The sequence below is a fragment of the Streptomyces sp. NPDC037271 genome, from assembly GCF_055603605.1.
Genome location: NZ_JBVJVN010000014.1, coordinates 39,055 through 52,048, shown reverse-complemented (window position 1 = coordinate 52,048; position 12,994 = coordinate 39,055). Strand labels below are relative to the sequence as shown.

The window sequence follows — 12,994 nt, the reverse complement described above, 5'->3', positions numbered from 1 at the left end:
GGTCCCGGCCCCGGCCCCGGCCCCGGCCCCGGCCCCGGTCCCGGTCCCGGTCCCGGTCTTCCCGTACGTCAGTGCCGTGGCTCCCAGCGGAACCACCGCCGTACAGCAAACACCGCGACCACGGTCCAGGCCACCGCCGTGGTCACGGCGCCCAGCGCCTCGTACGCCGACAGGTCACCGGTCCAGCCACCGCGCACCAGGGTGACGACGGGCGTCAGCGGGAGCAGCTCGCAGACGGAGGCCAGCTGGTCGGGGAACAGCTCCAGCGGGACGAACATGCCGGAGCCGAGCATCGAGACCATCGTGAACGGCAGCGGCGTGACCTGCGCGCTCTCGCCGGTCCGGGTGAAGCTCGCGGTGACGGCGGCGAGCGCGGCGCTCATCACGAGCCCGAGCAGCAGGCCGAGGACGGCCAGATGGGGCGCGGAGGGCGCGGACAGGTCCAGCAGGACGAAGCAGCCCACCGCCAGCAGCAGGCACTGCAGGAGCCCGCTGAGGACGGCCGGCATCGCCGACCCGCTCAGTATCTCGACGTCCCGCAGCTCGCCGGTGCGCAGCCGCTTGAGGACGAGTTCCTCGCGCCGGACGACGAAGACGCCGACGAGGGCCGTGTAGACGGCGAACAGCAGAGAGAAGCCGATCGCGGCGGGCAGCACGAGCGTGCCGGTGGTCAGTCCGGCCTCGGCGAGGTCCATCTCCTTGGACGCCGACCAGACGCTGACCGGCAGCACCAGCGGCACGAACAGCGAGGCGAAGAGTGTGCCCTTGGTCCGTCCGAGCAGGGTCAGTTCGGCGCGGGCGAGGGCGGCCATGCGCCCCAGCGGCGTGGTGCCCGGGGTGTTCGTGGCGCGCGCCGCGGACTGCCTGGTGGTCGTGGCGCTCATGCCGTGTGCTCCTTCGTCTTCGTCCCCTTGGCCGTCCCCCCGGCCGCTCCGCCGGTCGCTCCCTCGGCCGTCCTCGCGGACGCCTCCTTCGCGATCTCCAGGAAGGCCTCCTCGAGAGACGCCGACCGCACGTCCAGGCGGCGCAGCTCCACGCCTGCCTGCCCGGCCCACACCAGCAGCCCAGTGGCCGCTCGCTGCAGTTCGTGGGTGCGCAGCCTCACCGTCCGGCCCTCGACCTCGTGGCCGCTGACGCCCAGCCCGTCCAGCGGCGGCAGGTCGCCGACGAAGTAGCCGTCGGGCAGCTCGAAGGAGATCCGGGAGGGCCGCTCGGCGGTCACCTCGGCCGGGGTCCCGGTGGTGGCGATCCGGCCCTCGTGCATGATCGCGAGCCGGTCGGCGAGGTTCTCGGCCTCCTCCAGGTAATGCGTGGTCAGCAGCACCGTCGTGCCGCCGTCGCGCAGCGCGCTCACCAGCTCCCAGGTGTCCCGGCGGCCCTCGGCGTCCAGTCCGGTGCTGGGCTCGTCGAGGAAGAGCACCTCGGGGTCGCCGAGGAGAGCGAGCGCCAGGTCGAGGCGGCGCCGCTGGCCTCCGGACAGCTGCTTCACGCGGGTGCCGGCCTTGGACTCCAGCCCGACCACCCCCAGTACCTCCATCGGCGGGCGGGCCCCGCTCACGCATCCCGCCCACATCCGGGCGGTCTCGGCGACGGTCAGCTCGGACGGGAAGCCGCCCTCCTGGAGCATCACCCCGGTGCGGGGCCGTACGGCGTCCCGCTCGGTGTACGGGTCGTGCCCGAGGACGCGCACCCGTCCGCCGGCCGGGGCGGCGAGGCCCTCCAGCAGTTCGACCGTCGACGTCTTGCCGGCGCCGTTGGTGCCCAGCAGTGCGAACACCTCTCCGCGGCGCACGGAGAAGTCGATCCCGCGCACGGCCTCGAACCCGCCCCCGTACACACGCCGAAGGTCGGTGACCTCGATCACGTGTTCGTGTCCGTTTGATTGCATGCCTCAAGCATTCCGGCGCTCCGGGCCGGACGACAGTGCGGCCCGTCATCACCCGGCATGACAAATGTCAGACGGGCCGCCCGCACTCCCGCGGTGGATCCCGGTCATGGGCACACGAAAAGACCCCGGTCCTCGGAGGACCGGGGTCTGATTCCCGAGCGGACGACGAGGTTCGAACTCGCGACCTCAACCTTGGCAAGGTTGCGCTCTACCAGCTGAGCTACGTCCGCATTGCCCCCGACCGGCCTTCACCGATCGGTGCGAGCACCAGCTTACCTGATCGACTTGCGTGATCGGTACGGCGATGCAGAGCGGGTGACAGGAATTGCACACTGCGCCTTCCTCCTGGAAGGAGGATGTTCTACTACTGAACTACACCCGCATGTTCCGTGAGCTGGGCTTTTCGGCCCCGCCCCTCGGCGTGCTCCAGACTTTAGCTGATCACCCGGGGTGCTGCGCAAGTCGGTTGCCGCGAGGGGCGGTAGAGCGGCCGCCGAGGGAGCAGCCGAGGAGCGGCCGGCCACCCCGGCCGCACGGAACGGCTGACCGCGTGCCGTGCGTCGGGGTGGGCCCGAGGCGGGCTCACTGCGCCTCGGCGAACGCCTCGTACACCTTCTTCGGGATCCGGCCCCGCGCGGGCACGTCCATCTTGTTCGCCTGCGCCCAGGCCCGGACCGCAGCCGGGTCGGGGGCGACCTCCGTCTGCCGGTACGCCTTGCCGGAACGCGACCGCTTGCGGCCGGCCGACACGTACGGCTCGAGCGCCTTGCGCAGTTCCCGGGCATTGGTTTCGTTCAGGTCGATCTCGTACATCCGGCCGTCGACACCGAAGGCGATCGTCTCCGCCGCTTCCGAGCCGTCGATGTCGTCAAAGAGAGTGACTACGACACGCTGCGCCACGAATATCGGTCCCTTCGTGCGGCATCTCCGCCATGACGTGCCAAGACGCCGCGATGATGCCGACTGTTCGCCTGTAATTGGGCAAAGTATCGGCTAATGACATTTCATTTGTACAGTGCCCGGCATTGCATTGGGAAGCCCGACTAAATCTCTCCGCGTGTCCTCCGCGCAATAGGCGTCCAGGATCGATCCGGGATCTTTCCCGAAGCTTTTCGTGGCCACCTCCCCCCGATACCCGATCGTGACAGGGCTCACGTAGTTTCCTCCAAGGCTACGCGCGTAGAAAATTTGTACGGGTAGTCTGAAGGGACCTGCTCAGCACCACACACCGGGAGTGCCAGTGGCACGCGTCGTAGTCGACGTCATGCTCAAGCCGGAGATCCTCGACCCCCAGGGCCAGGCGGTGCAGCGCGCACTGCCGCGGCTGGGTTTCGAGGGGATCTCGGACGTACGTCAGGGAAAGCGATTCGAACTGGAAGTGGACGGGCCGGTCGACGACGCCGCCCTCGCCCGCATCCACGATCTTGCGGAATCCTTCCTCGCCAACACCGTGATCGAGGACTTCACCGTCAAGGTCGAGTCCGATGACGTAGTCGCGGGGGCCGTGAAGTGACCGCTCGTATTGGCGTCGTCACTTTCCCCGGCAGTCTCGACGACCGGGACACGCAGCGCGCGATCCGCGTCGCCGGCGCCGAACCCGTCGCCCTCTGGCACAAGGACAAGGACCTCAAGCAGGTCGACGCCGTGGTGCTCTGCGGTGGTTTCTCCTACGGCGACTACCTGCGCGCCGGCGCCATCGCGCGCTTCTCGCCGGTGATGGACACCGTCATCGACCAGGCCAAGGCCGGGCTGCCCGTCCTCGGCATCTGCAACGGCTTCCAGATCCTCACCGAAGCGCACCTGCTCCCCGGCGGCATGCTGGGCAACGACCACCTGCACTTCATCTGCCGCGACCAGAAGCTGCGGGTGGAGAACGCGGACACCTCCTGGACCAGCGACTACAGCGCGGGCCAGGAGATCCACATCCCGCTGAAGAACATGGACGGGCGCTACGTCGCCGACCGGCGCACGCTGGACGAGCTGGAGGCCGAGGGCCGCGTCGCCTTCCGCTACCTCGACGTCAACCCCAACGGCTCGCTCAACGACATCGCCGGCATCACCAACGCCGCCGGGAACGTCGTCGGCCTCATGCCGCACCCCGAGCACGCCGTCGAGCCGCTGATCGGCACCGGCCGCACCGACGGCCTCCCGTTCTTCACCTCGATCCTCAAGAAGCTGGTCAACGCATGAGCCGGACGCCTCTGGACACGGTCGAACACGCGGCCGCGACCCCCGACGTCGAGCTGCCCTGGGCCGAACTGGGCCTGAAGAAGGACGAGTACGAGAAGGTCGTGGAGATCCTCGGCCGCCGCCCCACCGGGGCGGAGCTGGCCATGTACTCCGTCATGTGGTCCGAGCACTGCTCGTACAAGAGCAGCAAGGTCCACCTGCGCCAGTTCGGCGAGAAGGCCCCCGAGTCCGACGCGATGCTCGTCGGCATCGGCGAGAACGCCGGTGTCGTCGACGTCGGCCAGGGCTACGCGGTCACCTTCAAGGTCGAGTCGCACAACCACCCCTCCTACGTCGAGCCCTACCAGGGCGCGGCCACGGGCGTCGGCGGCATCGTCCGCGACATCATCGCGATGGGCGCGCGGCCCGTCGCCGTGGTCGACCCCCTGCGCTTCGGCGCCGCCGACCACCCCGACACCAAGCGCGTCCTCCCGGGCGTCGTCGCCGGCATCGGCGGCTACGGCAACTGCCTGGGCCTGCCCAACATCGGCGGCGAGGTCGTCTTCGACGCCTGCTACCAGGGCAACCCGCTGGTCAACGCCGGTGCCATCGGCGTCATGCGGCACGAGGACATCCACCTCGCCAAGGCGTCCGGCACGGGCAACAAGGTCATCCTCTACGGCGCCCGCACCGGCGGCGACGGCATCGGCGGCGCGTCGATCCTGGCCTCCGAGACCTTCGACGACGCCAAGCCCTCCAAGCGCCCGGCCGTCCAGGTCGGCGACCCCTTCCAGGAGAAGCTCCTCATCGAGTGCACCCTGGAGGCCTTCGAGGAGAAGCTGGTCGTCGGCATCCAGGACCTGGGCGCCGCGGGCCTGTCCTGCGCCACGTCCGAGCTGGCGTCGAACGGCTCCGGCGGCATGCGCGTCACCCTCGACGACGTCCCCCTGCGCGACTCGACCCTCTCGCCCGAGGAAATCCTCATGAGCGAGTCGCAGGAGCGCATGTGCGCGGTCGTCGAGCCCGGCAAGGTCGACCGCTTCCTGGAGATCTGCGAGAAGTGGGACGTCATCGCCACCGTCATCGGTGAGGTGACCGACGGCGACCGCCTGGAGATCTACTGGCACGGCGGCAAGATCGTCGACGTAGACCCGCGCACGGTCGCGCACGAGGGCCCGGTCTACGAGCGCCCCTACGCCCGCCCGTCCTGGCAGGACGAGCTCCAGGCCGACGACGCGAACAAGCTGCCCCGGCCGGAGACGTCCGACGAGCTGAAGGACCAGGTCCTGAAGCTGGTCGCCTCCCCCAACCAGGCGTCCAAGCAGTGGATCACCCAGCAGTACGACCACTTCGTGCAGGGCAACACCGTTCTCGCCCAGCCCGAGGACTCCGGCATGATCCGCATCGACGAGGAGTCCGGCCTCGGCGTCGCCATCGCCACCGACGGCAACGGCCGCTACGCCAAGCTCGACCCGTACACGGGCGCCCAGCTGGCCCTCGCGGAGGCCTACCGCAACGTCGCCACGACCGGCGCCAAGCCCCTCGCGGTCTCCGACTGCCTGAACTTCGGCTCGCCCGAGGACCCGGCGGTCATGTGGCAGTTCGCGGAGGCCGTGCGCGGCCTGGCCGACGGCTGTCAGCAGCTCGGCACCCCGGTGACCGGCGGCAACGTCTCCCTCTACAACCAGACGGGCGAGGCCGCCATCCACCCGACCCCGGTGGTCGCGGTCCTCGGCGTCATCGACGACGTGGCCCGCCGCACGCCGGTCGCCTTCCAGGAGGACGGCCAGCTGCTGTACCTCCTCGGCGACACGCGTGAGGAGTTCGGCGGCTCGGCCTGGTCCCAGGTGATCCACGACCACCTCGGCGGCCTGCCGCCCAAGGTCGACCTGGAGCGGGAACGCCTCCTCGGCGAGATCCTGATCTCCGCCTCCCGCGACGGCATGATCGACTCCGCGCACGACCTGTCCGACGGCGGTCTGGTCCAGGCGGTCGTCGAGTCGGCGCTGCTCGGCGGGAAGGGCGCGCGTCTGGTCGTACCGGACGGCCTGGACGCCTTCACCTTCCTCTTCTCGGAGTCGGCGGGCCGCGCGGTCGTCGCCGTCCCGCGCTCGGAGGAGCTCCGCTTCAACGACATGTGCGGCGCCCGGGGCCTGCCGGCCACCCGCATCGGTGTCGTGGACGGTGACGCGGTGGAGGTCCAGGGCGAGTTCTCGCTGTCCCTGGCCGAACTGCGCACGGCGCACGAGGAGACGATCCCGGCGCTGCTCGCGTAGCGGTCGCGGGAGTCCGTACGAGTACGAGCCGAGGTCCCGTCCGGTCGGTTCCGGGCGGGACCTCGCCGTTCTCGTCGCTTCAGCGGACGTAGTTCTTGAGGATCTCCGTGTCGAGCTCGATGCCCATCGGGTCGGGGAGGGCGACCGCCCCCCGAACTTCGCGACACGGACGTCGCGGTAGCCGCCGACCCGCCGGTCCGGGGAGCTGTGCACCGTGACCGCGCAGGAGTCCCGCGGCGCTCCGCGTGCGGTTTTCCCGGCCGGACACACGTACGGGTGACTGGCCTTGCGCGTCTCGCTCTTGCATGTGATTACGTAATTACGTACTCTCGGACGAGTGGAGCAACTGGAACGACGCGTAACCGACCTCGAACGGCGCCTCGCCGCCCTGGAAGCCGCCGACCGGCCCGCGCCCCGCCTCTCGGAGGGTGACTTCTGGGCCCTGGAAGGGCTGAAGGCCCAGCTCGCCGAGGCGGGGGAGGGGGCGGCCGACGGCGGCGTCCTGTTCACCGGCGCCGTCCGCCTGCCTACCGGTGAGCGGTACGAATGTCAGTACGGCGCTCTGACCGAAGGGCTGCTGGACGCCGATTGGACGGAGGCGGCGGAGGCGTTCGCGGCACTCGGCCATCCCGTCCGGCTCCGGCTGCTGCGCGAGATTCTCGGCGGCCGGCGCACCGCCGCAGAGCTGGCCGAGCTGGACGAGGTGGGCACGACCGGCCAGATCTACCACCACCTCCGCCAGCTCACCGGCGCCGGCTGGCTGCACACCACCGGCCGGGGCCGCCACGAGGTGCCGCCGGGGCGGGTCGTACCGCTGCTGGTGGCGCTGTCGGCGGCCCGGGGCTGACCGGTCCGAACCAGGTCCGACCAAGGGGGAACCATGTCCGCACGCAAGTTGGCCATGATCGCTTTCCGGGCACTGCAACTGGGCTTCCTGGCCCTGGTGACCGCCCACATCGTCTTCGGCTTCGGGTACCCGTGGTGGTGGAACTTCCTGCCGCTCGTCCTGGCCTACGTCCTGATCGCCGTCGTCAACCGGAGGGGCGGCGGCACCCCCGACGCCCCGCGGGTCGCCCGGGAGCCCGTCGAGGTGGGTCCGCCCGTCACCGGCCGCTGGTCCGCGCTGAACGGCCCCGCCGACCGCACCCCGAGTCACGGCACCCACGCCTACGGCCAGACCTTCGCCATCGACCTCGTCGCCGAGCCGGAGCCCGGCGCCCGTCCCGGCTTCCGCGTCCTGTGGCCGATCGCCCGCCGCAACCACCACTTCCCGGCGTTCGGCGCACCCCTGCTCGCGGTGGCCGACGGCACGGTCGTCCGGACCGACGACACCCAGCGCGACCACCTGAGCCGCAACTCACTGCCCGCGCTGCTGTACCTGATGCTCGTCGAGGGCTCGGTCCGCGAGATGGGCGGGGTCCGCCGGATCGTCGGCAACCATCTGGTGCTGGACCTCGGCGGCGGCACGTACGCGATGTACGCCCACGTGCGGCGCGGTTCGTTCGCCGTCCGCGAGGGCGACCGGGTGCGGGCCGGGCAGATGCTCGCCCGGTGCGGCAACTCCGGCAACTCCACCGAGCCGCACGTCCACTTCCAGCTGATGGACGGCCCCGACCCGGACACCGCCCGGGGCGTTCCCTTCACCTGGCGCGGCATCGGGGTCCCCCGCAACGGCGAGATGTTCGACGCGCCTTCGCCGACGACCGCACCCGCATAGGCTCACCCCATGCCCCCGGCCAGAAAACGCCCCCGCGCCTACGACCCCGCCCGCACCCGCACCGCCGTGCTCGCCCAGTTCGGCAGCGTACGGGCGGCCGTCCGTACTCTCACCCCCGAGCAGCTCGCGCTGCCGACGCGGCTCGGGGAGTGGACCGTGCGGGAGCTGGTCGCGCACGTCGGGGCGGCGCTGACGGCCGTGGACCGGCTGCTCGGGGAGCCCGAGCCCGCGCGGCAGGACGGGCGGCTGCTCGACTGGCCGTTCGCGATCGCCGCCGACGCGGACGCCGTCGCCGCGACCGCCCGCGGACTGGCGGCGGAGCACCCGGACCTCGACGCCCACCTCGCCGACGTCGAGCGGCGCTTCACCGAACGCCTCGACGCCCAGCCGGGCAGCAGGCTGCTGCCCACCGGCGCCGGTGCCCTGCCGCTCGCCGACTACGTCGTCACCCGCACCGTCGAGCTGGTCGTCCACACCGGCGACCTGAACGACGCCGTGCCCGGCCTCGACATCCCGTACGACCGGCAGGCGCTGGCCGCCGCGACCCGGCTGCTGGCCGACGCGCTCGCCGTGAAGGCGCCGGGCGGCTCGACGGAGGTGCGGATCCCGCCGTACGCCGTCGTGCAGTGCGTCGAGGGCCCCCGGCACACTCGCGGTACCCCGCCCAACGTCGTCGAGACCGACCCGCTGACCTGGGTCCGCCTGGCGACCGGGCGGCTGGCCTGGAAGGACGCCGTGGACGACGCGCAGGTGAGCGCGAGCGGGGAGCGGGCCGACCTCGGAGAACTGCTGCCGTTGCTCAGCTGAGCGGGCGGAGGGGAACCAGACCCTCCGCTCCTCCGTCGGATCGGCATGTACCGGCAGAAGCAGCAGCGCAGCAAGACCCAGACCCTGTCCCTGACCGTGGCCGCCGTCGCCGTGCTCGTCCCCCTCGCGGCGGCCTGCGGCAGCGAGCGGGCCGACGGCGGCAGTGGCTCCGTCGGCGCGGGCGAGTCCGTCACCGGCGTCCGGTGGAGCATCGACTCCGTCACCGTGGACGGCACCACCCACCAGGCGCCCGCCTCCGCGCGGGTCCGGATCGACGACCGCGGTGAGGCGTCCGGCAGCACCGGCTGCAACACCTTCAGCGCCCGCGCCGACGTCGACGGCGAGCGCGTCCGGCTCAGCGACGCCGTGTTCACCGAGAAGGGCTGCGCGGACACGCCCGCCGGCTTCGAGAAGTCGCTCGGCCGCGCCCTCGACGCCGAACTCACCGCCAGGACCCGGGGCGAACGGCTCACCCTGACCACCGCCGGCGGCGACACGGTCGAGCTCAGCAGGCAGGAGGACGCGCCCCTGCACGGCACGAAGTGGACCGTCACGATGCCCGGCCGGGAGGGCGGCACGCACCTCACCTTCGACCGCGACGCGAAGACCGTCGCCGGCCGCCTGCCCTGCAACCACGTCAACGCCGAGGCCACTGTCCGCGACGGACATATCACCCTCGGCACCCCCTCCACCACCCGAATGATGTGCGAAGGTTCACTCATGGACGCCGAGAAGCGGATACTGCGCTTCTTCGGCGACCGGATCGAGTACCGCATCGATCATGAAATCCTCACGCTGACCAGCAAGGACGGCGACACCGTCCGGGCCGTCGCCGAGCAGTGAGCCACGCGTGAGCCCCTGTCCCCAATTCGGACCAGTGGTCGACCTCGCCTACACTCGGAGGCGTGCCACGTGGTGACGGTCGACTCAATCACGATCTGCTTCCCGGCGAGAAGGGCCCCCAGGACGCTTGCGGCGTCTTCGGTGTCTGGGCTCCGGGCGAAGAGGTCGCAAAGCTCACGTACTTCGGGCTCTACGCCCTCCAGCATCGGGGCCAGGAATCCGCGGGAATCGCGGTCAGCAACGGCTCCCAGATCCTCGTCTTCAAGGACATGGGCCTGGTTTCCCAGGTCTTCGACGAAACCTCTCTCGGTTCGCTCCAGGGTCACATCGCGGTCGGTCACGCCCGCTACTCGACCACCGGTGCCTCCGTGTGGGAGAACGCCCAGCCGACGTTCCGTGCCACCGCCCAGGGCTCCATCGCGCTCGGGCACAACGGCAACCTCGTCAACACCGCCCAGCTCGCCGAGATGGTCGCCGACCTGCCCAAGCAGGACGGACGCTCCACGCGGGTCGCGGCGACCAACGACACCGACCTGCTGACCGCGCTCCTCGCGGCCCAGGTCGACGACGACGGCAAGCCGCTGACCATCGAGGAGGCGGCCGGCAAGGTGCTGCCCCAGGTGCGCGGTGCCTTCAGCCTCGTCTTCATGGACGAGCACACCCTCTACGCCGCCCGTGACCCGCAGGGCATCCGCCCCCTGGTCCTCGGCCGGCTGGAGCGCGGCTGGGTCGTCGCCTCCGAGTCCGCCGCCCTCGACATCTGCGGCGCCTCCTACGTCCGCGAGATCGAGCCGGGCGAGTTCGTCGCCATCGACGAGAACGGCCTGCGCACTTCCCGATTCGCGGAAGCGAAGCCCAAGGGCTGTGTCTTCGAGTACGTGTACCTGGCCCGCCCGGACACCGACATCGCCGGCCGCAACGTCTACCTCTCGCGCGTCGAGATGGGCCGCAAGCTGGCGAAGGAGGCCCCCGCCGAGGCGGACCTCGTCATAGCGACCCCGGAGTCCGGCACCCCCGCCGCCATCGGCTACGCCGAGGCCTCCGGTATCCCGTTCGGCGCCGGCCTGGTGAAGAACGCCTACGTCGGCCGCACCTTCATCCAGCCCTCGCAGACCATCCGCCAGCTCGGCATCCGCCTGAAGCTGAATCCCCTGAAGGAAGTCATCAAGGGCAAGCGGCTGGTCGTCGTGGACGACTCCATCGTCCGCGGCAACACCCAGCGGGCCCTGGTCCGCATGCTCCGCGAGGCCGGCGCCGCCGAGGTCCACATCCGGATCTCGTCCCCGCCCGTGAAGTGGCCCTGCTTCTTCGGCATCGACTTCGCGACCCGCGCCGAGCTCATCGCCAACGGCATGAGTGTCGAGGAGATCGGCACCTCCATGGGCGCCGACTCCCTGGCGTACATCTCCATCGACGGCATGATCGAGGCGACCACCATCGCCAAGCCGAACCTGTGCCGCGCCTGCTTCGACGGCGAGTACCCGATGGAGCTCCCCGACCCCGAGCTGCTCGGCAAGCAGCTCCTGGAGACCGAGCTGGCCGCCGGGCCCGCCGGTACGGCCGCCACCGACGCCATCCGTCGCCCGTAGCCGTCCGCCTCCCAGGCCCTCCCCGCCGTACGACACGAAGGTTCTCATCGTCATGCCTGACACAACTGGTGCCAGCAACGCCGCAGCCTCTTACAAAACTGCAGGTGTGGACATCGAGGCGGGCGACCGCGCCGTCGAGCTCATGAAGGAGTGGGTGAAGAAGACGCGGCGCCCCGAGGTCCTCGGCGGCCTCGGCGGTTTCGCCGGCCTCTTCGACGCCTCCGCCCTCAAGCGCTACGAGCGCCCCCTGCTCGCCTCCGCCACGGACGGCGTCGGCACCAAGGTCGACATCGCCCGGCAGCTCGGCGTCTACGACACCATCGGCCACGACCTGGTCGCCATGGTCATGGACGACATCGTGGTGTGCGGCGCCGAGCCGCTCTTCATGACCGACTACATCTGCGTCGGCAAGGTCCACCCCGAGCGTGTCGCCGCCATCGTCAAGGGCATCGCCGAGGGCTGCGTACTGGCCGGCTGCGCCCTGGTGGGCGGCGAGACCGCCGAGCACCCCGGCCTGCTCGGCGCGGACGACTTCGACGTCGCCGGCGCGGGTACGGGTGTCGTGGAGGCCGACCGGCTGCTGGGCGCCGATCGCATCCGCGCGGGTGACGCGGTCGTCGCCATGGCGGCCTCCGGACTTCACTCGAACGGGTACTCGCTCGTCCGCCACGTCCTGCTGAACGAGGGCGGCCTGTCCCTGGACGCGCACCTCGACGGCCTCGGCCGCACCCTCGGCGAGGAGCTGCTGGAGCCCACCAAGATCTACTCCCTGGACTGCCTGGCCCTCACGCGCACCACCGAGGTCCACGCCTTCAGCCACGTCACCGGCGGTGGACTCGCCGCCAACCTGGCCCGAGTGATCCCCGACGGCCTGCACGCCGTCGTCGACCGCTCCACCTGGACCCCGGGCGCGATCTTCGACCTCGTCGGCACGACGGGCCGGGTGGAGCGCCTGGAGCTGGAGAAGACCCTCAACATGGGCGTGGGCATGATCGCCATCGTCCCGGAGGAGTCGACGGACGTGGCCCTGGCGACCCTGGCCGACCGCGGCGTGGACGCCTGGGTGGCAGGCGAGATCACCGACCGCGGCGACCACGAGACGGGCGCGGCTCTCGTCGGCGACTACGCCGCCTGAGGCCACGGCCGTGCACATGGCACAGAACCCGGCGGCCGTACGGGCAGCGCAGAACCCGACGGCCGTACGGGCAGCACAGAACCCGACGACCGTTCGGGCAGCGCACAACCCGACGACCGTACGGGTGGTAGCACAGAACCCGGTCGGTGACGTGAGTCACCGACCGGGTGAGTGTTCAGTGCAGGGTCAAGCGCCGCGTCGCTGTTGCGGGGACTGGCCGTCCTCGTCCTGGTCGTCGTCCTCATAGAGGTCGGCGTACCGTGCGTACACGTCATCGTCCTGCTCATCGTCCTCGAATTGCTCGCCGTTAGGCGGTTGCGGATTCGACGGCGATGCGCCCAGCTCCTCGGCCAGGCGGGAGAGATCAGTCCCACCGCTGTTGTACTTCAGCTGGCGGGCGACCTTCGTCTGCTTGGCCTTGGCCCGGCCGCGCCCCATGGCTCGACCCCCTCAACGACGGGGCTCGACGGCCCCAGAGTCTTGACACGCGTTCATGGTCCGGAACGGGCTCTCCGTGGAGAGACCGGTCCGTAGGGCTTCCACGGTACCTGAGCCCACGCCCATACGGTA

13 protein-coding genes and 2 tRNA genes are annotated in these 12,994 nt (G+C 70.7%); 9 read left to right on the top strand and 6 right to left on the bottom strand.

Annotation, left to right across the window (positions count from 1 at the left end; genetic code table 11):
- Nucleotides 1–68: 68 nt before the first annotated feature.
- The 5 genes from ACZ7G3_RS23105 to ACZ7G3_RS23085 form a co-directional block, all read right to left on the bottom strand.
- Complete coding sequence (locus ACZ7G3_RS23105; protein ID WP_470928009.1) at nt 69–884, bottom strand: ABC transporter permease; 816 nt, start codon at nt 882–884, stop codon at nt 69–71.
- Nucleotides 881–1,888, bottom strand: a complete 1,008-nt coding sequence (locus ACZ7G3_RS23100) for an ABC transporter ATP-binding protein (protein WP_470928008.1) — start codon at nt 1,886–1,888, stop codon at nt 881–883. The genes ACZ7G3_RS23105 and ACZ7G3_RS23100 overlap by 4 nt, the downstream gene beginning before the upstream one ends.
- Nucleotides 1,889–2,045: 157 nt before the next feature.
- Nucleotides 2,046–2,118: transfer RNA gene (locus ACZ7G3_RS23095), tRNA-Gly, on the bottom strand.
- Nucleotides 2,119–2,198: 80 nt separating this feature from the next.
- Nucleotides 2,199–2,270 (bottom strand) — tRNA-Gly (locus tag ACZ7G3_RS23090).
- 200 nt (nt 2,271–2,470) lie between these two features.
- Nucleotides 2,471–2,788 (bottom strand): histone-like nucleoid-structuring protein Lsr2, encoded by a 318-nt coding sequence (locus tag ACZ7G3_RS23085; RefSeq protein ID WP_398134142.1) that lies wholly within the window; start codon nt 2,786–2,788, stop codon nt 2,471–2,473.
- 340 nt (nt 2,789–3,128) lie between these two features.
- On the opposite strand from ACZ7G3_RS23085, the gene purS reads away from it, so the two are divergent.
- From purS to purM, 9 genes are all read left to right on the top strand, one after another.
- On the top strand, nt 3,129–3,401 hold the full coding sequence (purS, locus tag ACZ7G3_RS23080; RefSeq protein WP_053133538.1) for a phosphoribosylformylglycinamidine synthase subunit PurS: 273 nt from the start codon (nt 3,129–3,131) through the stop codon (nt 3,399–3,401).
- Nucleotides 3,398–4,078 (top strand): phosphoribosylformylglycinamidine synthase subunit PurQ, encoded by a 681-nt coding sequence (gene purQ, locus ACZ7G3_RS23075; RefSeq protein ID WP_426602012.1) that lies wholly within the window; start codon nt 3,398–3,400, stop codon nt 4,076–4,078. The genes purS and purQ overlap by 4 nt, the downstream gene beginning before the upstream one ends.
- Nucleotides 4,075–6,333, top strand: coding sequence for a phosphoribosylformylglycinamidine synthase subunit PurL (gene purL / locus ACZ7G3_RS23070; protein WP_470928005.1), 2,259 nt, complete (start codon nt 4,075–4,077; stop codon nt 6,331–6,333). Before purQ ends, purL begins: the two co-directional genes overlap by 4 nt.
- Nucleotides 6,334–6,670: 337 nt before the next feature.
- Entirely contained in the window at nt 6,671–7,180 is a 510-nt protein-coding gene (locus tag ACZ7G3_RS23065; protein ID WP_470928004.1) for an ArsR/SmtB family transcription factor, read from the top strand.
- Nucleotides 7,181–7,213: 33 nt separating this feature from the next.
- On the top strand, nt 7,214–8,050 hold the full coding sequence (locus ACZ7G3_RS23060) for a M23 family metallopeptidase (RefSeq protein WP_470928002.1): 837 nt from the start codon (nt 7,214–7,216) through the stop codon (nt 8,048–8,050).
- 9 nt (nt 8,051–8,059) lie between these two features.
- Nucleotides 8,060–8,857 (top strand): maleylpyruvate isomerase family mycothiol-dependent enzyme, encoded by a 798-nt coding sequence (locus ACZ7G3_RS23055; protein ID WP_470928001.1) that lies wholly within the window; start codon nt 8,060–8,062, stop codon nt 8,855–8,857.
- Nucleotides 8,858–8,902: 45 nt separating this feature from the next.
- On the top strand, nt 8,903–9,700 hold the full coding sequence (locus tag ACZ7G3_RS23050) for an META domain-containing protein (protein ID WP_470927999.1): 798 nt from the start codon (nt 8,903–8,905) through the stop codon (nt 9,698–9,700).
- 62 nt (nt 9,701–9,762) lie between these two features.
- A complete protein-coding gene (gene purF / locus ACZ7G3_RS23045) occupies nt 9,763–11,289 on the top strand; it encodes an amidophosphoribosyltransferase (RefSeq protein ID WP_426523020.1) in 1,527 nt (508 codons plus the stop codon).
- Between the two features lie 52 nt (nt 11,290–11,341).
- Nucleotides 11,342–12,424, top strand: coding sequence for a phosphoribosylformylglycinamidine cyclo-ligase (gene purM / locus ACZ7G3_RS23040; protein WP_470927996.1), 1,083 nt, complete (start codon nt 11,342–11,344; stop codon nt 12,422–12,424).
- 186 nt (nt 12,425–12,610) lie between these two features.
- On the opposite strand, the gene ACZ7G3_RS23035 is transcribed toward purM, so the two are convergent.
- Nucleotides 12,611–12,862, bottom strand: coding sequence for a DUF3073 domain-containing protein (locus tag ACZ7G3_RS23035; RefSeq protein ID WP_398134132.1), 252 nt, complete (start codon nt 12,860–12,862; stop codon nt 12,611–12,613).
- Nucleotides 12,863–12,994: the final 132 nt, after the last annotated feature.